The sequence below is a fragment of the Micromonospora terminaliae genome (genome assembly GCF_009671205.1).
GTDB lineage: Bacteria > Actinomycetota > Actinomycetes > Mycobacteriales > Micromonosporaceae > Micromonospora > Micromonospora terminaliae.
Genome location: NZ_CP045309.1, coordinates 2,637,586 through 2,657,128 on the forward strand (window position 1 = coordinate 2,637,586; position 19,543 = coordinate 2,657,128).

Here is a 19,543-nt window from a genome sequence, read left to right on the forward strand (position 1 = left end):
GCGGCGCCGGTCAGGGGCGGGCGACCGCGGCGCGCACCGGCAGGCCGAGCCGGCGGACCGCGGCCCGGACCAGCTCGTCCGGCGACGCCGCCACCTCCAGCACCACACCGGACTCGTCCGGCCCCAGGTGCTCGAGGATGGCCCGCTGCGAGTCGAGCAGGCTGGCCGGCATGTAGTGCCCGACCCGCCGGTCCAGCCGGTCCCGGATCAGCTCGGCCGCCCCGTCCAGGTGCAGGAACTCCACGTGGGCGGGCCCCTGCCGCAGCACGTCCCGGTACGCGCGCTTCAACGCCGAGCAGGTCAGCACGGTGGACACCCCCTCGGCGTGCCGGTCGGCCATCCACCCGGCCAGGGCGCGCAGCCACGGCCAGCGGTCCGCGTCGTCGAGCGGGACGCCGGCCCGCATCCGGGCCACGTTGGCCGCCGAGTGGAACTCGTCGGCCTCGGCGAACCGCAGGCCGGTCAGCTCGCTGATCCCCCGGGCCACCGTCGTCTTGCCCGCCCCGGACACGCCCATCACCACGACGTGCCGGGTGGGCGGCCGGTCACCAGTCATGGACGGTGCCGTCCTTGAGCCGGTTGAACGGCAGGTACGCCGGCTGGTACGGGAACCGGGCCGCCGCCTCGTCGTCCAGCTCCACGCCGAGGCCGGGCTGGTCGCCCGGGTGCAGGTACCCGTCGGCGAAGGTGAACGACTGCCGGAACACCTCGTTGGTGAGCGGGCCGTGCTGCATGTACTCCTGGATGCCGAAGTTGTGGATGGCCAGGTCCAGGTGGAGCGCGGCGGCCATGCCGACCGGCGAGATGTCGGTCGGGCCGTGGATGCCGGACTTGATCTGGTACTGGGCGGCGTAGTCGAGCAGCTTCCGCATCGCGGTGATGCCCCCGGTGTGGGTGACCGCGGACCGGACGTAGTCGATCAGCTGTTCCCGGATGAGCGTCTGGTAGTCCCACACCGTGTTGAAGACCTCGCCGATGGCCAGCGGGGTGGTGGTGTGCTGGCGGACCAGCCGCAGCGCCTCCTGGTTCTCCGCCGGGGTGCAGTCCTCCAGCCAGAACAGGTCGTACGGTTCGAGCGCCTTGCCGAGCTTCGCGGCCTGGATGGGGGTCATCCGGTGGTGGCCGTCGTGCAGCAGCGGCAGCTCGGGGCCGAACTCGTTGCGAACCGCCTCGAACACGGCGGGCAGGTGGCGCAGGTACGCGCGGGTGTCCCAGTCCTCCTCGGCGGGCAGCGGGATGCGCTGGGCGGGCTCGTAGTCGTACCGCTTGCCGTCGACGCTGGGCTGGGCGGCGACGCCGTACACGGCGTTGATCCCGGGCACCGCGGTCTGCACCCGGATCGACCGGTAGCCCTGCTCCAGGTGCGCGCGGATGGAGTCGAACAGCTCGGGCAGGTCCCGGCCGGACGCGTGCCCGTACGCCATGATCCCGGTCCGGGACGCGCCGCCGAGGAGCTGGTAGAGCGGCATCCCGGCGGCCTTGGCCTTGATGTCCCAGAGCGCCACGTCGACGGCCGCGATGGCCGCCATGGTCACCGGCCCGCGCCGCCAGTACGCCGACCGGTACAGGAACTGCCAGGTGTCCTCGATGCGGTGCGGGTCCCGCCCGATCAGCAACGGGACGACGTGGTCGGCCAGGTAGGACGCGACCGACAGCTCCCGGCCGTTGAGGGTGCCGTCGCCGAGCCCGGTGTGCCCCTCGTCGGTGGTGATCCGGAGGGTGACGAAGTTGCGGTCGGGGCTGGAGACGATCACGTCCGCTGCGACGATCTTCACGCGGATGCCTTTCTCGGGGTGGGTCAGCTCTCGGGGTGGGTCAGCGAAGGGTGTCGCCGGGTTGCCGGGAGTCCAGGAGGGACAGCTCGTCCCGGCGCGGCAGCGTCTCCCAGTCGCCGTGTCCGGCGACGGCGAAGGCGCCCAGGGTCACGGCGCGACGCAGCCGCCCGGCCAGGTCCAGCCCGTCCAGGTGGCCGGAGAGGTAGCCGGCCGTGAAGGCGTCCCCCGCCCCGACGGTGTCGACCGCCGTCACGGGCAGCGCCGCCGCGTCCCGGCGGCCGTCGGCGGTGTACGCCCGGGCGCCCTCACCGCCGCGCTTCACGAGCACGGTCGACACGCCCCGGGCCAGCAGCCCGGTCACCAGGGTCTCCTCGTCCGCGCCCGGCGCCCCGACCAGGTCCAGTTCGTCGTCCGAGGCGACCACGACCGAGGCGTGCCCGGCGAGCGGAGTGAGCACGGCCCGCGCGGCGTCCCGGGACCACAGCTTCGACCGGTGGTTGACGTCCAGGCAGACCAGCGTCCCGGCCCGGGCCGCGGTCTCGGCCGCCCAGCCGGCGGCCTCCCGGGCGCCCGCGGAGAGCGCCGGGGTGATCCCGGTGAGGTGCAGCACCCGGGCGCCGGCCGCCAGGGCCGGCCGCAGGTCGTCGACGCCCAGCGCCGACCCGGCCGAGCCGGCCCGCTGGTAGAGCACCCGGGTCAGGTCGGCGGTGCGCCGCTCCAGGAACATGAGCCCGGCGGGGCGCCCGGGGTCGCGGACCACGTGCGTCACGTCGACGCCCTCGGCGCGGAGCTGGCGCAGCAGGAAGGTGCCCAGCTCGTCGTCGCTGACCCGGCCGGCGAAGGCCGCCCGGTGGCCGAGCCGGGCCAGGCCGATCGCCACGTTGGCCTCGGCCCCGGCCAGGTGCGGGGTGAGCGCGCCACCGGCCGTGAGCGGCCCGGCCGACCGCAGCGACACCAGGGCCTCGCCGAAGGTGAGGAGGTCGGGGCCGCTCATGCGACGGCGGCGAGGTAGGCGCGGGCCCGCTCGCGCAGGGCGTCGAGGTCGCCGCCGGAGGCGGCGTCGCCGACCAGCGGGCCGCCGACGCCCACGGCGATCGCCCCGGCGGCGAGGTAGCCGGGCAGCTCGGCCAGCCCCACCCCGCCGACCGCGACGAACGGGATGTCCGGGAACGGGTCGCGCAGCGCCTTCAGGTACGCGGGCCCGCCCAGGGAGGCCGGGAAGAGCTTCACGGCGGCGGCGCCCGCCCGCACGGCCGCGTACGCCTCGGTCGGGGTGAGCGCCCCGGCGGCCACGGGCAGCCCGCGGCGGGCCGCCTCGCCGATCGAGTCGACGACGGCCGGGGTGACGACGAACTGCGCGCCGGCCGCGGCCGCGTCGGCCACGGCGGCCGGGGTGAGCACGGTGCCCGCGCCGACCAGGGAGCCGGGCGGGGCGGCGGCCCGGATCGCGGCGATGGCGTCCAGCGCGCCGGGCGTGGTCAGGGCCACCTCGACCACGCGGACGCCCTCGGCGAGCAGGGCGGTGCCCGCGGCGATGGCGGCGGTCGGGTCGGTGCCGCGGATGACCGCCAGCAGGCGGGTGGCGGCGAGTTCGGCGGTGAGGTCGAAGGTCATGGTCACCATTCCGCGTAGGAGCCGTCCCGGTGCCGCCACATGGGGCTGCGCCAGGCGTGGCCGCGCCGGTCGGCGGCGCGTACCGCCGCCTCGTCGATCTCGATGCCCAGGCCGGGCGCCGTGAGCCGCTCGACGTAACCGTCCACGAAGGTCAGCGGCGTCTTGTCGAGGCAGTAGTCGAGCACCTCGGCGCCGAGGTTGTAGTGGATGCCGATGCTCTGCTCCTGGATCAGGTAGTTCGGCGTGGCGAAGCCGACCTGCAGGCAGGCCGCGAGGGCGATCGGGCCGAGCGGGCAGTGCGGGGCGAGCTGGACGTCGTACACCTCGGCCAGCGCCGCGATCTTGCGGACCTCGGTGATGCCGCCGGCGTGCGAGAGGTCCGGCTGGGCGACCGCGATGCCGGCCTGGAGGACGGGCAGGAACTCCTGCCGGCTGTAGAGCCGCTCCCCCGTGGACACCGGCGTGGTGGTGGAGCGGACGAACTCGCCGATGAGGTGCGAGTTCTCCGGCACCACCGGCTCCTCCAGGAAGAACGGCCGGTAGGGCTCCAGCAGCGGGGCGACCCGGCGGGCGCTGGCCAGGCTGAAGCGGCCGTGGAAGTCGACCGCCACGTCCCGGTGGTCGCCCAGCACCTCGCGGGCGGCGGCCACCCGCTGGACCACGCCGTCGAGTTCGGCCACCGAGGCCACCGCGCTCATCCGGCCGGCGGCGTTCATCTTGACCGCGGTCAGGCCCGTGTCGAGGGCGGCGCCGATCTGGTCGCGGACCTCGCCGGGCTCGTCGCCGCCGACCCAGCCGTAGACCCGGATCCGGTCCCGGACCGGGCCGCCGAGCAGCTGGTGCACGGGGGCACCCCAGTGCTTGCCGGCGATGTCCCACAGGGCCTGGTCGAGGCCGGCCACGGCGCTGGCCAGGATCGGCCCGCCCCGGTAGAACGACCCCTTGGTGAGCACCTGCCAGTGGTCCTCGATGCGCAGCGCGTCCCGGCCGATCAGCAGCTCGGCGAGCTGGTCGACGGCGGCGCGGACGGTCTCGGAGCGCCCCTCGCAGGTGGCCTCGCCCCAGCCGACGATCCCGGACTCGGTCTCCACCCGAACGAAGAGCCAGCGGGGCGCGACCAGGAAGGTCTCGATGCGCGCGATGGTGGTCACGGTGCTCAGCCCTTCGTCGCGCCGGCGGTCAGGCCGGAGACCACGTACTTCTGCACGAACAGGGCGATCACCATGATCGGCAGGGTCACCACGGTGGCCGCCGCCATGAGGCCGCCCCAGTCGATGCTGGCGTACCCGACGAAGTCGAAGATCGCCACCGGGAGCGTCTTGGTGTCCGCGCCGGAGAGGACCAGGGCGAACATGAAGTTGTTCCAGGAGAAGATGAAGGACAGGATGCCCGCCGTGGCGATGCCCGGCACGGACAGCGGCAGGGTGATCCGGCGGAACGCGCCGATGTGGGTGAGGCCGTCGACGAGCGCCGCCTCCTCCAGCTCCTCCGGCAGGCCGTCGAAGAAGCCCATCATGATGTAGACGATCAACGGCAGTGAGACGAACATGTGGCTGAGGATCAGCACCGTGAAGCCGCCGACCAGCTGCAGGTTCGAGAAGACGTAGTACCAGGGCACCAGCAGCGAGACGCCGGGGATGACCCGGGCCATCAGCACCACGAGGGCCGACTTCTTCATGTTGAACCGGCTCATCGAGTACGCGGCCGGCACGCCGAGGATCAGCGACAGCACGGTCGCGGCGAACGCCACCCAGAGGCTGTTGCCGATGAACGAGACGTAGTGCGACTGCTTGAGCACGGTCGCGTAGTTGTCCAGGGTGGGCGAGAAGGCCAGCGCCTTGCCGGTGTCGTAGATGTCGACGTTGGTCTTGAACGACGCCGCGATCATCCAGAGCAGCGGCGTGACCAGCGAGAGCACCACGACGACGAGCGCGACCACCCGGAACACCCGGTACGCGGGACTGGCCTTCATCGCTTGGCCTCCTTGCGCCGCGCGGTCAGGGCCCACATCGACCCGATGATGATCAGGAAGAAGAGGATGAGGACGGTGGAGGAGACGCCGTACTCGTTGTAGTCGAAGCTCAGCCCGTAGGCGTACACGTTGAGGGTCTCCACCTCGTGGAAGGAGCCGCCGCCGCGACCCTTGGTGGCGTAGAGGATGTCGAACGTCTTCAGCGCGTCGATGCCGCGCAGCAGGATCGCGACGATCACCGTGGGCATGAGCAGCGGCAGGGTGACGTGCCGGAACCGCTGCCAGCTGCTGGCGCCGTCGATCCGGGCCGCCTCCTGCGGCTCCTCGGACAGCGAGGTCAGCCCGGCGAGCAGGATCAGCACCACCATGGGCGTCCACTGCCACACGTCGATGAAGATCGTGGTGGGCAGCGCGGAGTGCTGGCCGGCGAGCCACGGCTGCGGGCCGATGCCGACCCAGCCGAGCACCTGGTTGGCCAGGCCGATGTTCGGGTCGAAGATGAGCCGCCACATCATGCCGACCGCGACCGGGGTGGCGACCAGCGGCATGAGGATGGCGACCCGGACCCACTTCTGGCCCTTGAACGGCCGCCACAGCAGCAGCGCGACGGCCATCCCGAGGACGACCTCGAACAGCAGCGCGACGACGGTGAAGGCGGCGGTCCGGCCGACGGCCGGCCAGAACCGGTCGGTGTCCGACAGCACGTCGAGGTAGTTCTGGAAGCCCACGAACTCGCTCTCGGCGCGGACGGAGCCCTCGGCGTCGGTGAGGCTGAGCCAGGCGGTCCAGCCCAGCGGAATCACGATCAGGGCGGCGACGAAGACCATCGCGGGCGCGGCGAACAGCCACTTGCGGTGGTCGTTGGCCCAGCGCGCCCAGCCGGGCGTGTCGGGCATGACGCCCGCGCCGCCGGGCGCGCGGCGGGGGGTGGTGACGGTAGCCATGAGATCTCCGGGGTGGGCGGACCGACAGTGGTACGCGGGTGGCGGGGCGAGCCGCCCCGCCACCCGCGCGCGTGCTACTTGGCCTCGTCGTCCAGGAACTTCTGGAAGGCCTCGTTGGCGGTGTCGGCGGCGGCCGCCGGGTCCTTGCCGGTGATCGCGTCGACGATCGGCTGGCCGACGAGCTCGCGGGCCTGGCCGACCTTCACGACCACGGGCCGGTCGTGGGCGACGCCGCCCTGCGTGCTGGCGTTGATGGCCTCGACCAGGTCCTTCGGGTAGTTCGCGGTGCCCTCCGGGTTCGCCCAGACCGAGGTGCGCGCGCTCGGCACGCCGGCCTTCTGCTGGGCGAGGGTCTGCTCCTTGCCGGTCGCCCACTCGACGAACTTCCAGGCGTTGCTCTTGTTCTTCGAGGCGTCGTTGACGCCCAGCGCCCACGACGGGATGTTGTACGGCTTGGAGCCGGCCGGGCCCGCCGGGAACGGCGCGAAGCCGACGGTGTCGGACACCTTGGACTTGGCCGGGTCGGTGGCGTTCTTGTAGAGCGAGTTGGCCTCGGTGTAGAAGGCGGCCTTGCCCTGGGTGAAGATGGCCATCGCCTCGGGCCAGCTCATGTCGGTGCTGACGTTGGCCGGGCCGGAGTCCTTGATGAGCCCGCCGTAGAAGGCGTACGCCTGCTTGGCGGCGTCGCTGTTGACGGTCGCCTTGCCGCTGCCGTCGACGAAGTCACCGCCGAAGCTGTAGAGGAAGCTGGAGAACTGGGTGACCGCCGGCGACTTGCCGGTGCGGGCCACGAAGCCCGCGGTGCCCGGGACGGTGGCCTTGATCTTCGCGGCCGCGGTCTTCAGCTCGTCGAGCGTCTTCGGCGGGGCGCTCAGGCCGGCCTTGGCGAGCAGGTCCTTGCGGTAGTACAGGACCTCCTGCTCGGTGATGATCGGGACGCCCACCGGCTTGTCCTTGTAGGTGGTGGCCTCGACCGGGCCGGACTGGAAGTCGGAGTAGTCCCAGTCCTTGCTGGACTTGACGTGGTCGGAGAGGTCCGCCAGGTACTTGTTCTTGGCGAAGAGCTTCCCCTCCTGGAGGGGCCGGTACATCATCACGTCGAGGTCGGACGAGCCGGCGTTGAGCTTCACGTTGTACTGGTCGGAGAGCTGGTCCTCGCCGAGCTGGGTGATCTCGACCTTGAGCCCGGTCTGCTTCTCGAACTCGGGCAGGGCCGCCTTGATGTTCTCCGTCCAGACGTGGTTCGCCAGGGTCACGCGCACCGTCTTGGACGCGCCGCTGTCGTCGCCACCGCCGCCGCAGGCGGCCAGGCCCATGGCGGCGACCACGGCCAGAGACGTACCGAATATCGATCGACGTCGCACGTCTTCTCTCCTTTTCTCGTGGTCGCCGCCCCGGGGGAAGAGCGCCACAACGCTGTAACGTCCGCTTAACCACGGGATGCTAGGCCGATAAAGCTGACTTATTCAAGGGGTGTTCCCCGACTGATATGCTCCGACCCGTGGATCACTCCTCCTCCGGGGGCGAGACCGGGCTGCACGCCCGCGTACTCGACGAACTCGGCACGGCCGTCTGTGGCGGCGAGCTGGCCGCCGGCTCCGTGCTCAACATCGACGAGCTGGTCGACCGGCACGCGGTCTCCCGGTCGGTGATCCGCGAGGTCCTCCGGGTGCTCGCCTCGATGGGCCTCATCGAGACGCGGCGCCGGGTCGGCGTCCTGATCCGCCCCGCCGAGGCGTGGAACGTCTTCGACCCGCAGGTGATCCGCTGGCGGCTCGCCTCCGCCGGCCGGATGGCCCAGCTCCGCTCGATCACCGAGCTGCGGACCGCGGTCGAGCCGCACGCCGCCTGGCTGGCCGCCCACCGGATCACCCCCGACGACGCCAGCGACCTGGTCGGGATCGCGGCCAAGATGTGGGCCGCCGGGCAGGCCGGGGACGAGGACCGCTTCCTGCGCCTGGACATCGAGTTCCACCGGCGGGTCCTCGCCGCCTCCGGCAACGAGATGTTCGGCAAGCTGCGGGAACTGGTCGCCGAGGTGCTCACCGGCCGGCACCACTACCACCTCATGCCGCACCACCCGGACCAGCAGGCGTTGCAACTGCACGCCGACGTGGCCTCGGCGATCCAGCGCCGCGACGGCGAGGCGGCCCGCCGCGCCATGGTGCAGATCATGGAGCAGGCGTTCGACGAGATGAAGTCGATGTGGGAGCAGACCACCGAGCCGGACCCGGTGGGCTGACCCTCTCCCCCTCCGGCGGCCGGCGGCGTACGCTGGGCTCGGCGCAGTCCTGCGCCCCACCTCCAGCCCGGTGCTCACGCCACCGGCTCCGCGGAGGCAAAGGGGGCCCGAGCCCTCGGGACGCGGTGCCGTCCGGCCCACCCGACATGCGCCACCTGCCCACGGCGAGGTCGACCGGGAGCGTGAGTCCCTGCGACCGCGCCGTCGACAGGGAGCATGCGATGACGAGTCAGAGGTCGTTCAAGTCCCGGGTACGCGCCCGGATGGCCCGCACCGGCGAGAGCTACACGACCGCCCGCCGGCAGTTGCTCGCCCGGGCCACGGCCGACCCCGCCCCGGCGCCCACCGTGGACGCCGGCCGCGGCCAGCAGGACCGGATCTCCGCCGCGCTGCTGCGCGAACGCACCGGCCACGACTGGGACGAATGGTTCGCCCGGCTCGACGCGTGGGGCGGCGCTGGCCGGACCCACACCGAGATCGCCCGCTGGCTGGTCACCGAGCACGAGGTGCCGGGCTGGTGGGCGCAGACCGTGACCGTCGGCTACGAGCAGGCGCGCGGCCTGCGGGCCCCCGGCCAGCGCCGCGGCGGCGGCTTCGAGGCCACCGGAAGCCGCACGGTGGCGGTGCCGGTGGCGGTCCTGTTCGAGGCGTTCGCCGACGAGGCGGTACGCCGGCGGTGGCTGCCCGACGCCGTCCGGGTCCGCACGGCCACCGCACCGAAGAGCTTCCGCGCGGACTGGGCCGGCGGGCCCAGCCGGATCGCCGTCGGCTTCACGCCGGTGGGCGAGAGCAAGGCCCGGGTGGCGGTGCAGCACGAGAAGCTCACCGGCGCCGAGGAGGCCGACCGGCTCAAGGCGTACTGGCGGGACCGCCTCGCCGCATTGAAGCAGCTGCTGGAGCAGCCGGAGGCGACCCGATGAGCGCCGCGACGTTCGTCAACCTGCCGGTGGCCGATCTCGACCGGGCGGTCGAGTTCTTCACCGCCCTGGGCTTCACGGCCGGGCCCCGGCAGGCCGGCGCGGGCAGCGCCCAGCTCAGTCTCGGCGACACCGTCAACCTGATCCTGCACGACGCGGCGGCCTTCGCCGCGTTCGCCGGCGCCGAGGTGTGCGACACCGCCACCAGCCGGGAGGTGATCGTCGGCCTCGCCGTCGACCGGCGCGAGCGGGTCGACGCGCTGGTCGACGTGGCCGTCCGCGCGGGCGGCACCGCGCTCGGGCCCGGTCAGGACCTCGGGTTCATGTACATGCGCGGGTTCCGGGACCTCGACGGCCACCAGTGGTCGTTCCTGCACCTCGCCGGCTGAACCGGTGACGGTGCCGGCGGCCACCCGCCGCCGGCACCGCCGTCAGCCGAACGCGACCGCCGCCAGCCAGCGGTCCAGCAGCTTCTCGTCGCCGAGCACCTCGACGACCGCGGTGTCGACCGGGCGCCGCCGGTAGACCAGCAGCAGCAGCTCGGTCACCGGGCCACGGACCGCCACGCTCGCCTTCTCGTGCGCCCGCCGCCAGGCGAGGGTGTCGCCGGTGAGGTCCACGAGCCACTCCGCACCGAGCTCGGCGGGCACGTCGGTGGCGTGCAGGTGCAGGGTGCGGCCGGGGCCGAGCAGGTCGCGCCGGTGCGGGAAGATGTCCAGCATCTGCGGCAGGGAGCCCAGCTCCAGCCACTCGTCCAGCGCGTCGACCGCCACGGCGGGGTCGACGGCGAAGTCCACGCCCAGGGCGAGGGCGGCGTCCGCGCGGTGCAGCAGCGTCTCGTTGGCGAACCGGCGCGCCCAGAACACCCCGGCGGCCGGCACCGGCATCGGCGTCCAGGTCGCCACGTCGGGGCCGGCGTCGCCGAGCGCGCCGGACAGCGCCGCGGCGCTCTCCACCAGCCAGGGCCCGACCACCGCCGGCTCCTCCCGGGCGTACGGGGTCAGGTCGCGGAAGTGGGTGTCCGACGGCGGCTGCCCGGCCCGGGTGCGGACCACCTCGGCCGCCCAGCGCTGCCCGCCGCCGAGGTGCCGGGCCAGCTGGCCGACGTTCCACCCCGGACAAGAGGGGACGGGCGCGGTCAGGTCGGCGCCGCCGAGGTGGGTGCGGAGCAGGTCGCTCTGGGCGACGATCTCGGCGCGGTGGCGGTCGAAGCTCAGGGCGGCCATCAGCCCAACCTAGTCACCGACCGGCCGTCCCGGCGGGAGCCACCGGTGGGCGTTTCGTCCCGCCCCGGGCCGGTCAGGGCGTGCGGGGCACCGGCTGGGCCAGCGCGCCGATCTCCCGTGGCAGCTCCGACATGGCCTGCTCGAACTCGGCGTGCCCGACCACGCGGTGCAGCGTCTGCAGGACCGCCCGCGCGCCCTTCGCGGCGATGTCCGGCGCGGTGCCGGCGCGGTCGGCCACCCGGCGCAGGAACTCGTCGTACCCGAACGCCTCCGGCTCCTCCGGGCGGGCCCGGGCCAGCAGCGGGCGCAGCTCGTGCGCCACGTGGTCGGCCAGGTCGGCCGCCTCGCCGCCGCTGATCCGCTCGGCGAGGGTGCGCAGGGTGGCCTCGGTCAGGGAACGCGCGGTCTTCGCCGGGAGGCCCGCCCGTTCGGCCACCTTCGCCACGAACTCCAGCTCCGCCATTGCTCGGTCCTTCCGTCCCGGAGACCGCGTGGCTACCCGCAGGCGACCACCACAAACGACCGCCGTCCGGGCGAAAGACCGGAAACCGGCGTCGGCCGGGGCCAGGACCGCCAGGATCGGGACGTGGCAGCCAGGATGCCGACGCTCGTGCCGCCGATGCTCGCCGGGCTCGGCGCGCTGCCCACCGGGCCCGGATGGGGCTACGAGTTCAAGTGGGACGGCGTGCGCGCGGTCGCCTACGTCGACCGCGGGCTGCGGCTGCTCAGCCGCAACGACCGGGACGTCACCCGGGCGTACCCGGAGCTGGGTGAGCTCACCGACCTGCTGGCCGGGCGGCGGGCGGTGCTCGACGGCGAGATCGTGGCGCTCGACGCCGGCGGCCGGCCCAGCTTCTCGGCGCTCCAGCGGCGGATGCACGTCCGGGCGCCGGCGGCCACGCTGGTCGCCTCGACCCCGGTCCGGTACTACGTGTTCGACCTGCTGCACCTCGACGGGCGGGACACCACGGCCCTGCCCTACACGGAACGCCGCACGGCGCTGGAGGAGCTGGGGCTCAGCGGCGAGACCGTGGAGACACCGCCCTACTGGACCGGCGAGGCCGGCCGGGACCTGGCCACGGCGGCGGCCGACCTGGGGCTGGAGGGGGTGGTCGCCAAGCAGCTCGGCGCGCGGTACGAGCCGGGCCGCCGCGGCGCGGCGTGGGTCAAGGTGCCGCTCAACGACACCGTCGAGGTGATCGTGGGCGGCTGGAAGCCCGGCTCCGGCCGGCGGGCCGGCGCCATCGGGTCGCTGCTGCTCGGCATGTACGACGAGGACGACCGGCTGCACTACATCGGGCAGGTGGGCACCGGTTTCACCCAGGCCGTGCTGCGCGACCTGGCGGGCCGGCTCGAGCCGCTGAGCCGGCCCGACCCGCCGTTCACGGAGGTGCCGCGCGAGCACGCCCGCCACGCCGTCTGGGTCGACCCCGTGCTGGTCGGTGACGTCACCTTCCGGTCGTGGACGCCCGACCGCCGGCTGCGCCATCCCTCCTGGAAGGGACTGCGCAGCGACCGGGACCCGGCGGAGATCCGGCTGCGGCGCTGACCGGGTGCGCTCGCCGCCACCCCGTCACGCGAGGGCGCGGGCCGCGCTCACGATGGCGTGGGGGCCGATGCCGGCCATGTCCATCTGCTGCGTCGGCGTCCCCGAGCCGGGCAGCCCGCGTACCGCCAGGTGGGTGATCCGCACCGGCTCGGCCAGGCCGGCCAGCTCCTCCAGCACGGCGGACCCCAGCCCACCCTGCGGGTAGTGGTCCTCGACCACCACGAGCCGGCCGCCGGTGTCGCGCACGGCCTCGAGCAGCCGTTTCCGGTCGACGGGCTTGACCGAGTAGAGGTCGATCACCCGCGCGTCGATGCCCTCCCGGGCCAGTTCCTCGGCGGCGGCAAGGCAGTTGTGCACGGTCACCCCGGCCCCGATGAGCGTCACGTCGGTCCCGTCGCGGACCAGCTTGCTGCCCCCGATCGGGAACTCGTCGCCGTTGTCGTAGAGCACCGGGTACTTGCCGCGGGTGGTGCGCAGGTAGCTCACGCCCGTGCAGTCGACCATGGCGGCGACCAGGGCCGCGCAGGAGACCGCGTCGCTCGGGTAGAGCACGGTCGAGCCATGCACGGCGCGCAGGGCGGCGAGGTCCTCCAGCCCCATCTGGGAGGGGCCGTCCGGGCCGATCTCCACCCCGGCGTGCGAGCCGGCGAGGGCGATGTCGGCGCGGGAGATGCCGGCCATCCGGATGAAGTCGTAGGCGCGGGAGAGGAACGCGGCGAAGGTGGCCGCGAAGGGCCGGTATCCGCGGACTCGCAGGCCCACCGCCGCGGCGATCAGTTGCTGCTCGGCGATGAACATCTCGAAGAACCGGTCCGGGTACGCCTCGCCGAACTTGTCGGACCGCGTGGAGTCGGCGACCTCGCCGTCGAGGACCACCACGTCCCGCCGGACGCCGAGCGCGCGCAGCGCGTCCCCGTACGCGTTGCGGGTGGCCACCTTCGCCCCCTTCTCGTACCGGGGCAGCTCCGGCCGCTCCTCGGCGGGGGCGGGTGCGGGCGGCGCGGCGGCCGGGCGCGGCCCGGCGACCCGGATCTTCCGCACGCCGCCCAGCGCCTGGACGGCCCGCTCGGCCTGGTCCGGTTCGAGTGCCTTGCCGTGCCAGTCGGGCCGGTTCTCGATCTCCGGGACGCCCTTGCCCTTGACCGTCCGGGCGAGCACGACCGTCGGTCCGGTCGCCTCCCGGGCCCGCCCGAACGCGTCGTCGATCGCGGCGAGGTCGTGGCCGTCGACGACGATCGGGTGGCAGCCGAACGCCTCGACCCGCCGGCGGTAGGTGTCCAGGTCCCACTCCAGCTCGGTCGGCCCCCGCTGCCCGAACCGGTTCACGTCCACGATCGCCGTGAGGTTGCGCAGCCCGAAGTGGCCGGCCTTGTCCAGGGCCTCCCAGATGGAGCCCTCGGCCGTCTCGCTGTCGCCGCAGAGCACCCAGACGTGGAACGGCACCCGGTCCAGGTACTGCCCGGCCAGGGCGATGCCGACGCCCACCGGCAGCCCCTGGCCGAGCGAGCCGGTCGCGACGTCCACCCAGGGCAGGACCGGGGTGGGGTGGCCCTGGAGCCGGGAGCCCGACTGGCGGTAGCAGTCCAGCAGCTCCTGCTCGCTGATCGCGCCGGTCGCCCGGAAGACCGAGTACAGCAGCGGCGAGGCGTGCCCCTTGGAGAAGATCAGGTGGTCGTTGGCGCGGTTGCCCGGATACGACCAGTCGTAGCGCAGGTGGCGGGCGACCAGCACCGCGAGCAGGTCGGCGGCGGACAGGCTCGACGTGGGGTGACCGGAGCCGGCCCGGGTGCTGCACCGGATCGAGTCCACGCGGAGCTGGGCGGCGAGGTCCGCCAGCCCGGTGAGTTCCTCGTCCTGCAGGGTGCGCTCTGCTTCCATCGTCACGACGCGTCGCCTCCGTCCGGGCCAGCCCAGGGCCGCTTCCGCACATACGGTAATCATGAAACAGCGGAATTTTCGGACAACGACCTATTCGACGGAACCGGGCGGCGCGGGCGGCGGGTGGCCAGTCGGCCGGCCAGGAGCAGGTACGGCAGCACGGCCACCGCGAACGCGACCGCGTGACCCGCGGCGCCCGCCACGACGCCGTACCCGGCGTAGACGCCGATGATCGTCAGGTCGGTCGCCATGCCCGCCACGGAGGTGACCGTCGCCCGGTCCGGCCCGCTGATCCGGGCCTGGAGCCGGACGTCGGCCAGCACGGTGGCCAGCTGGAACGCGGCGAACGCGAGCCCCACCAGCACGAACCCGGCCGGATGGCGGACCAGTGCGCCCCCGGCGAGGGCCAGCGCCGCGCCGGCCAGCAGGGCGGCGAAGCCCCGGTCGCCGAGCCGCTCCCCCGCCGGCGCCAACAGCCCGCCCACCGTCGTGCCGGCCCAGACCAGCACGAGCAGCAGCGGGACGGTGGCCGCCGGAACCCCCGTGTCGCGGGCCAGCAGCGGCGTGTACTCGTCCAGCGCGCCCCACACGGCGGCGACCGCCGGCACCAGCAGCAGCGCGGCCCGCACCGAACGGTCGGCGCGGGCCTCGGCCAGCCCGCCGCGCAGGCTGTCCCACCAGCCCGGCTCGGCCGGCTCAGGCTGCTCGGCGCCGGCCGCGCCGGATCCGGTCGTGCCGGCCGGGCAAGGTCCAGCCGTGCCGCCCGAATCCTGGCGGGTCGCCGCGGCCGCGCCGGTCGTGCCGGCCGGGCCGTGGGGTGCCCGCTCCGCGGCCCGGTGTTCGGGGAACCGGGTGGCGACCGCCGCGGCGGCCAGGCACGCCGCCACGCTCGCCGCGCCGACCGCCGGATAGCCGCCGAGGGCCAGCACCGGGGCGGCCAGCCCCATGGCGCCGACCACCCCGAGCAGCTCGGCCGTCCTCGCTCGCCCGGCCAGCCGGGCGTACCGGCCGGTGGCGCCGAGCCGGTCGAGCTCGGTCCAGACCAGGGCCTCCAGGGCGCCGGAGCGCAACGCGCCGCCCGCACCCCAGAGCAGGAACCCGACGGCGAACGCCGGGTAGGACGGCAGGAGCACCCAGAGGGCGAAGCCGGCGGCGGTCAGCAGCGGGGCGAGGACGAGCAACAGCCGCCGGGAGACCGCGTCGGCCCAGGCGCCCGACGGCACCTCCAGCAGGATGCCGGCGGCGGACCACAGCACGAAGAGCGAGGAGATCTGCCCGACCGACAGCCCGGTGTCGGCGAAGAGCAGCGTGTAGACCGGATAGAGCAGGACCAGGTCGGTGAGGAACGCGTAGGCGTAGAGCGTGGCGGCGAGCCGGCGCTCGGCGGACACGCGTGCGGAGACGATGAGCATGGAGGCCTTCCCACGGGGACGTGACGGACACCGGACGTGCGGTGTCCGCGGTGGCCCGCGGGCTCGGCCCTCGGCAGGGCATCAATGTCGCCAGTGCATGCGCCGATCCTAGCCGGGCGCCCGGTCCTCACGCCGCCCCACGCAGACGAACCGGGGTGGGACCCGGACGGGCCCCACCCCGGTTCGACGCGCGGTCGGTCAGCGGCGCGAGCGGTCCACGTCCGCCTGCGGGATGACCATCGTGGCGTCGCTGTCCGCGGCCTGCTCGGCCGTCGGCTGCCGCGGGGCGGTCGGCTGGGTGCGGTCCGGGTCGGCGTACGCCGGCACGGGCTGGGTCGGCTCCGCCGCGCCGTACGGGGCGACCGGCTGGGTCCGGTCCGCCTCGGCCGCGCCGGCCACCGGCCGGGTCAGTTCGGCCTCGGCGTACGGGTCGGCCGCGCCGAACCGCGCCTCGACGTCCCGCCGCCCCGCCTGGTACGCCCGGGCGTGGGTGGCGATGGTCCGCGATTCCTCCTCCGCGCGGGCCAGCCAGTTCTCCCAGCGGCTCTGCATGGGCCGGACCAGTCCGCCGCCGACGCCCACGATGAGGATGCCGCCGACGGTGGCGAGCACGGCGATCAGCACCGGGGTGGTCACCGTGGTGGCGACGCCGATCTGGTTGAGCGCGGCGATGACGCCGAGGCCGAGGATGAACACCGAGGCGATGTTGGCCAGCACCCGGCCGTAGGACAGGCCGCCCAGGGCGCTGGAGATGATGTCCTTGACCGCCTTGGCGATGGCCGCGGCCACCACCACGATGACGATGGCGACGAACGCCCGGGGCAGCCAGGCCACGACGCCGTGGATCAGGTCCGAGATGGGGTTCGGGCCCCAGATGCCGAAGGCGAGCTGGAGGGTCACCAGCAGCACCGCGTAGTAGGCCAGCTTGGCGACGATGTCGCTGGCGTCGTACTTCGAGCGGGCCAGAGCGGTCTTGATGCCGCCCCGCTCGACGGCGCGGTCGAAGTGGACCCGCTCCAGGACCTTGTCCACGATCTTCAGCACGGCCTTGGCGACCAGCCAGCCCACGATCAGGATGGCGATGAAGGCGACCGCCTTGGGCAGGAACAGCATCACCGAACGGAACGCGTCACCCACCGCGTCCCCGAAATTGTCTCTCATCGAATCGGCCTCCACGCACAGGGTCAGGGGTCTGTTTCGCCTGGAGCTACCCTGTGCGGCCGTCGGGGAAACGCGGTCAGCCGCCGGGGCAGCGGTAACTGACCTGCGTACCGGCCTGCACCGGCGACGGTTCGACGATGTTGACGGTGGCGCTCTCGGTGGTCGCACCGACCCCGCTGAACGTCCACTTGAGGGTGAGGGTGGCGGTCCGCTGGCCGCGCCCGACCCGCTCGGTCAGCAGGGCACCCGGCGGGGCGTCCGAACGGAACCACTGGTAGCGGATCACGCCACCGCGCCCGTTGGTGCGCACCGTGGCCACCACGTCGACGGTGACGTCGCAGGCCACCCCGGGCGGCCGGGGCACCGCCACGGTGACCCCCTCGACCGCCAGCGGTTGCAGCCGTTGCCACAGGTAGAGGCCGACCGTCACCAGCAGCGCCGCCGTGAGCAGGGTGGACAGTGCCGAGACGACCCGGCGCCAGACGGGGCGGGACCGCCGCGCCGGCGGGACCGCCGGCCAGGCCGGAGCGGGCGGTGGGGTGGCCGGCACGCCCGGCCCGAAGCGCAGTTCCCCGCCGGGCGCCGGCGGTCCGCTCACCGCCCGCGCGCCCGCCGTCCCCTCCCGGTACGCCCCGGCGGTCGGCCCGCCCCCGGCCACGGTGCCCGGCCCGGCCGGGTGCTGCCGGGGCGGCGCGGTGACGTGCAGCGTCGGCTCGGCCGGCTGCGGCGCACGGCCCGTCGGGGCACCGAACGGCGTGGTCGGCGTCGGCACCGCGCCGAAGTGCACGGTCGGCTCGGCCACGCCGGGCACGCCCACGGTCGGCGCGCCGAAGTGCACCGTCGCGTCGGGGCCGAGGGGCGCAGCGCGCCGGTCGGCGGCGCCGAGGTGCACGGTCGCGTCGTCGGCGCCGCCGGAGCCCAGGTGGACGGTTGCGCCGGGGTCGGTGGGCAGCGCCCGGGTGGGCAGCGCCTCGGTCGGTTCCTCCGGCCGGGTCACGTCGGCCGTCCCCGGGTCGCGGTGCAGGTCTGGGCAGCGCGCACGGTCACCACTCCTAGCCGGGGGTGCAGTAGTTGTAGAGCGTCACGTACACCGGGGACGCCGAGGTGGCCGCGTTGCCGGCGGCGTCGACGGCGGTGACCTGGATCGGGATGCGGGTGCTCTGCTTCGGCCCGGGCAGCGGGCCGAGCGTGCCCCGGAACAGGCCGCGCCCGGCGGAGGCCATCGACCCCGTGCCGGTGGCGCCCGCCAGGGTGTAGCGGAAGGTGACCGTCAGGGCGGCCGGGCCGCTGCGGTCGTCGGTGACCATCGCGGTGACGGTGCTGGTCTTGGCGCCGTAGCGGCAGCCGTCCGGTTCGAGCTGACCGGGGTCGGCCGTGACGCCGCCGACGGTGGGAGCCGTGACGTCGGGCGGGGGCGGCGGCGAGGTGCTGGTCGACGGGGTCGGCGCGGGCGCGCTGGTGCGTACCGGTGAGCGGGTGGGCGTCGCGGACCGGGAGCCGCTCGGGGTGGCGGTCGGCGACGGGGTGGCGGTCGCCGACGGGGTGAGGGCCGGCGTGGGCTCCGCCGTGCCGGTCGGGGCGGCGCCGCTCGGGCCGGTGGTGGTGCCGGCGACGGCCGGACCGGTCGGGCCGTCGGCGGCGACCGGTTCCTCGTTCGCGGCGTAGCTGTAGCCGGCGCCGCCCGCCAGCAGGGCGGCCACCAGGGCGCCGCCGGTCAGCGCGGCCCGCGCGCGGCCCCGGCGAACCCGTCCGCCGCGCCCCGCCGCCGCACCGAGCGTGGTGCCGGCGAGGCTGGTGGCGCCGCCCGCGCCGTCGGGGAACGGCCAGAGCGCGGCGAGCAGGGCGGCCCGGCGGGCCAGCTCGCGCACCCCGCGCTCCTCCCACTCGCCGCCGTAGCCGGCGCCGGCCACCCGGTCGAGGAGTTCCAGGAACACCTGGGCGGGCTGGGGCCGCTCGTCGGGGCTCTTGGCCATGCCGTGCCGGAGCAGGTCGTGCACGGGCGCGGGCGCCGGGTCGGTCGGGATGGGCGCGGAGGCATGCTGCTCGCGCAGGCTGAGAAGGTCCGGCCCCTGGTACGGGGGCCGGCCGGTGAGGCACTCGAAGAAGGTGGCGGTGGCCGCGTAGATGTCGCACGCCGGGCCGGCCGGCGCGCCGGTCCACTGCTCCGGGGCCATGTAGCGGGGCGTGCCGGAGACGGTGGTGTCGGAGCCCTGGCCCACCGGCATGGCGATGCCGAAGTCGGCCAGCTTGCTCAGCCCGTCCCCGGTGACCAGCACGTTCTCCGGCTTGTAGTCGCGGTGCACCACGCCGCGGGCGTGCGCGGCGGCCAGCCCGGCGAGCGAGCCCTTCAGCACGCAGAGCGCCGCCTCGGGGGTGGTGGGGCCGTGCGCGCGCAGCATCTGGCGCAGCGAGACCCCGTTGACCAGCTCCATCACGATGGCCGCGCCGTGCGGGGACTCGACGTACTCGTAGAGGCGGCTGGCGTGCCGGTCGTCGATCTCGCCGAGCAGCCGGGCCTCCTCCCGGAAGGCGGTCCGGAAGGACGAGTCGGCGCCGATGTCGCGCAGCAGGTACTTGACGGCGACCGGGGTGCCGGTGGCGTCGTGCGTGGCGAGCACGACGCTGCCCGACGCGCCGGCGCCGAGCCGACGGACCGGCGTGTAGCCGGACAGCTGCCAGCCGCTCATGCGACGGCCTCCACCGCGTTCCAGGGGCGGGTGTCGGCCTCCGCCTCGCTGGTCATTCTGGTCGCAGGAGCGCCGCCGTCCATCGGCGCAACGGATGCTTCCGCCCGTGCGGGCGGATGGTCGAGAACGGACACACCGCCACTGCTAGCAGACGCCGGCAAGGCCG

Annotated in this window: 19 protein-coding genes; 4 read left to right on the forward strand and 15 right to left on the reverse strand. The window is 74.3% G+C overall.

Annotated features, from left to right (window positions below):
- Window positions 1–10: 10 nt before the first annotated feature.
- The 8 genes from GCE86_RS11835 to GCE86_RS11870 form a co-directional block, all read right to left on the reverse strand.
- A complete protein-coding gene (locus GCE86_RS11835) occupies window positions 11–556 on the reverse strand; it encodes a gluconokinase (protein ID WP_154226997.1) in 546 nt (181 codons plus the stop codon).
- Entirely contained in the window at window positions 546–1,775 is a 1,230-nt protein-coding gene (manD, locus tag GCE86_RS11840) for a D-mannonate dehydratase ManD (protein WP_154226998.1), read from the reverse strand. The genes GCE86_RS11835 and manD overlap by 11 nt, the downstream gene beginning before the upstream one ends.
- Before the next feature lie 40 nt (window positions 1,776–1,815).
- Window positions 1,816–2,769, reverse strand: a complete 954-nt coding sequence (locus tag GCE86_RS11845; RefSeq protein WP_154226999.1) for a sugar kinase — start codon at window positions 2,767–2,769, stop codon at window positions 1,816–1,818.
- Entirely contained in the window at window positions 2,766–3,389 is a 624-nt protein-coding gene (locus GCE86_RS11850) for a bifunctional 4-hydroxy-2-oxoglutarate aldolase/2-dehydro-3-deoxy-phosphogluconate aldolase (RefSeq protein WP_239543523.1), read from the reverse strand. Before GCE86_RS11850 ends, GCE86_RS11845 begins: the two co-directional genes overlap by 4 nt.
- A 2-nt stretch (window positions 3,390–3,391) precedes the next feature.
- A complete protein-coding gene (gene dgoD, locus GCE86_RS11855; protein ID WP_154227001.1) occupies window positions 3,392–4,540 on the reverse strand; it encodes a galactonate dehydratase in 1,149 nt (382 codons plus the stop codon).
- A gap of 5 nt (window positions 4,541–4,545) precedes the next feature.
- Complete coding sequence (locus tag GCE86_RS11860; protein WP_154227002.1) at window positions 4,546–5,361, reverse strand: carbohydrate ABC transporter permease; 816 nt, start codon at window positions 5,359–5,361, stop codon at window positions 4,546–4,548.
- Window positions 5,358–6,305: a carbohydrate ABC transporter permease gene (locus GCE86_RS11865; RefSeq protein WP_239543525.1), complete on the reverse strand. Its 948-nt coding sequence runs from the start codon at window positions 6,303–6,305 to the stop codon at window positions 5,358–5,360. The genes GCE86_RS11860 and GCE86_RS11865 overlap by 4 nt, the downstream gene beginning before the upstream one ends.
- 74 nt (window positions 6,306–6,379) lie before the next feature.
- The gene (locus GCE86_RS11870; protein ID WP_244317272.1) at window positions 6,380–7,669 is read right to left on the reverse strand and encodes an ABC transporter substrate-binding protein; all 1,290 of its coding nucleotides are present in this window, start codon (window positions 7,667–7,669) and stop codon (window positions 6,380–6,382) included.
- A 137-nt stretch (window positions 7,670–7,806) separates the two neighbouring features.
- Between GCE86_RS11870 and GCE86_RS11875 the strand changes: the two genes are divergently transcribed.
- From GCE86_RS11875 to GCE86_RS11885, 3 genes are all read left to right on the forward strand, one after another.
- Window positions 7,807–8,547: a FadR/GntR family transcriptional regulator gene (locus tag GCE86_RS11875; protein ID WP_244317273.1), complete on the forward strand. Its 741-nt coding sequence runs from the start codon at window positions 7,807–7,809 to the stop codon at window positions 8,545–8,547.
- 221 nt (window positions 8,548–8,768) lie between these two features.
- Window positions 8,769–9,467, forward strand: coding sequence for a DUF4287 domain-containing protein (locus tag GCE86_RS11880; protein WP_239543527.1), 699 nt, complete (start codon window positions 8,769–8,771; stop codon window positions 9,465–9,467).
- Window positions 9,464–9,853: a VOC family protein gene (locus tag GCE86_RS11885; RefSeq protein ID WP_154227004.1), complete on the forward strand. Its 390-nt coding sequence runs from the start codon at window positions 9,464–9,466 to the stop codon at window positions 9,851–9,853. Before GCE86_RS11880 ends, GCE86_RS11885 begins: the two co-directional genes overlap by 4 nt.
- A 42-nt stretch (window positions 9,854–9,895) precedes the next feature.
- Here GCE86_RS11885 and GCE86_RS11890 read toward each other — a convergent pair whose 3' ends face one another.
- Both GCE86_RS11890 and GCE86_RS11895 read right to left on the reverse strand, forming a co-directional pair.
- Entirely contained in the window at window positions 9,896–10,690 is a 795-nt protein-coding gene (locus GCE86_RS11890) for a maleylpyruvate isomerase family mycothiol-dependent enzyme (protein ID WP_154227005.1), read from the reverse strand.
- Window positions 10,691–10,763: 73 nt separating this feature from the next.
- Entirely contained in the window at window positions 10,764–11,153 is a 390-nt protein-coding gene (locus GCE86_RS11895) for a DUF2267 domain-containing protein (RefSeq protein ID WP_154227006.1), read from the reverse strand.
- A 123-nt stretch (window positions 11,154–11,276) separates the two neighbouring features.
- On the opposite strand from GCE86_RS11895, the gene ligD reads away from it, so the two are divergent.
- Complete coding sequence (gene ligD / locus GCE86_RS11900; RefSeq protein ID WP_420846515.1) at window positions 11,277–12,239, forward strand: non-homologous end-joining DNA ligase; 963 nt, start codon at window positions 11,277–11,279, stop codon at window positions 12,237–12,239.
- Between the two features lie 24 nt (window positions 12,240–12,263).
- Here the strand turns inward: ligD and GCE86_RS11905 are convergent, their stop codons facing one another.
- The 5 genes from GCE86_RS11905 to GCE86_RS11925 form a co-directional block, all read right to left on the reverse strand.
- The gene (locus tag GCE86_RS11905) at window positions 12,264–14,117 is read right to left on the reverse strand and encodes a transketolase (protein ID WP_154230462.1); all 1,854 of its coding nucleotides are present in this window, start codon (window positions 14,115–14,117) and stop codon (window positions 12,264–12,266) included.
- A gap of 59 nt (window positions 14,118–14,176) precedes the next feature.
- Window positions 14,177–15,529 carry an MFS transporter gene (locus GCE86_RS11910; protein WP_154227007.1) on the reverse strand — a complete coding sequence of 451 codons (1,353 nt, stop codon included), beginning with the start codon at window positions 15,527–15,529 and terminating at the stop codon, window positions 14,177–14,179.
- A gap of 198 nt (window positions 15,530–15,727) precedes the next feature.
- Window positions 15,728–16,690, reverse strand: a complete 963-nt coding sequence (locus GCE86_RS11915) for a mechanosensitive ion channel family protein (RefSeq protein WP_154227008.1) — start codon at window positions 16,688–16,690, stop codon at window positions 15,728–15,730.
- A 76-nt stretch (window positions 16,691–16,766) separates the two neighbouring features.
- Window positions 16,767–17,687, reverse strand: a complete 921-nt coding sequence (locus GCE86_RS11920) for a hypothetical protein (RefSeq protein WP_154227009.1) — start codon at window positions 17,685–17,687, stop codon at window positions 16,767–16,769.
- A gap of 55 nt (window positions 17,688–17,742) precedes the next feature.
- Window positions 17,743–19,377, reverse strand: coding sequence for a serine/threonine-protein kinase (locus GCE86_RS11925; protein ID WP_154227010.1), 1,635 nt, complete (start codon window positions 19,375–19,377; stop codon window positions 17,743–17,745).
- Between the last annotated feature and the right edge of the window lie 166 nt (window positions 19,378–19,543).

What these genes read in the sequence shown, in the direction of transcription:
- GCE86_RS11910 (WP_154227007.1), bottom strand. Translation starts at nt 15,529, where the DNA reads ATGCTCATCGTCTCCGCACGCGTGTCCGCCGAGCGCCGGCTCGCCGCC.
- GCE86_RS11905 (WP_154230462.1), bottom strand. Translation starts at nt 14,117, where the DNA reads ATGGAAGCAGAGCGCACCCTGCAGGACGAGGAACTCACCGGGCTGGCG.
- GCE86_RS11885 (WP_154227004.1), top strand. Translation starts at nt 9,464, where the DNA reads ATGAGCGCCGCGACGTTCGTCAACCTGCCGGTGGCCGATCTCGACCGG.
- GCE86_RS11915 (WP_154227008.1), bottom strand. Translation starts at nt 16,690, where the DNA reads ATGAGAGACAATTTCGGGGACGCGGTGGGTGACGCGTTCCGTTCGGTG.
- GCE86_RS11845 (WP_154226999.1), bottom strand. Translation starts at nt 2,769, where the DNA reads ATGAGCGGCCCCGACCTCCTCACCTTCGGCGAGGCCCTGGTGTCGCTG.
- GCE86_RS11865 (WP_239543525.1), bottom strand. Translation starts at nt 6,305, where the DNA reads ATGGCTACCGTCACCACCCCCCGCCGCGCGCCCGGCGGCGCGGGCGTC.
- GCE86_RS11880 (WP_239543527.1), top strand. Translation starts at nt 8,769, where the DNA reads ATGACGAGTCAGAGGTCGTTCAAGTCCCGGGTACGCGCCCGGATGGCC.
- GCE86_RS11835 (WP_154226997.1), bottom strand. Translation starts at nt 556, where the DNA reads ATGACTGGTGACCGGCCGCCCACCCGGCACGTCGTGGTGATGGGCGTG.
- GCE86_RS11860 (WP_154227002.1), bottom strand. Translation starts at nt 5,361, where the DNA reads ATGAAGGCCAGTCCCGCGTACCGGGTGTTCCGGGTGGTCGCGCTCGTC.
- GCE86_RS11895 (WP_154227006.1), bottom strand. Translation starts at nt 11,153, where the DNA reads ATGGCGGAGCTGGAGTTCGTGGCGAAGGTGGCCGAACGGGCGGGCCTC.
- GCE86_RS11925 (WP_154227010.1), bottom strand. Translation starts at nt 19,377, where the DNA reads ATGAGCGGCTGGCAGCTGTCCGGCTACACGCCGGTCCGTCGGCTCGGC.
- GCE86_RS11850 (WP_239543523.1), bottom strand. Translation starts at nt 3,389, where the DNA reads ATGACCTTCGACCTCACCGCCGAACTCGCCGCCACCCGCCTGCTGGCG.
- GCE86_RS11890 (WP_154227005.1), bottom strand. Translation starts at nt 10,690, where the DNA reads ATGGCCGCCCTGAGCTTCGACCGCCACCGCGCCGAGATCGTCGCCCAG.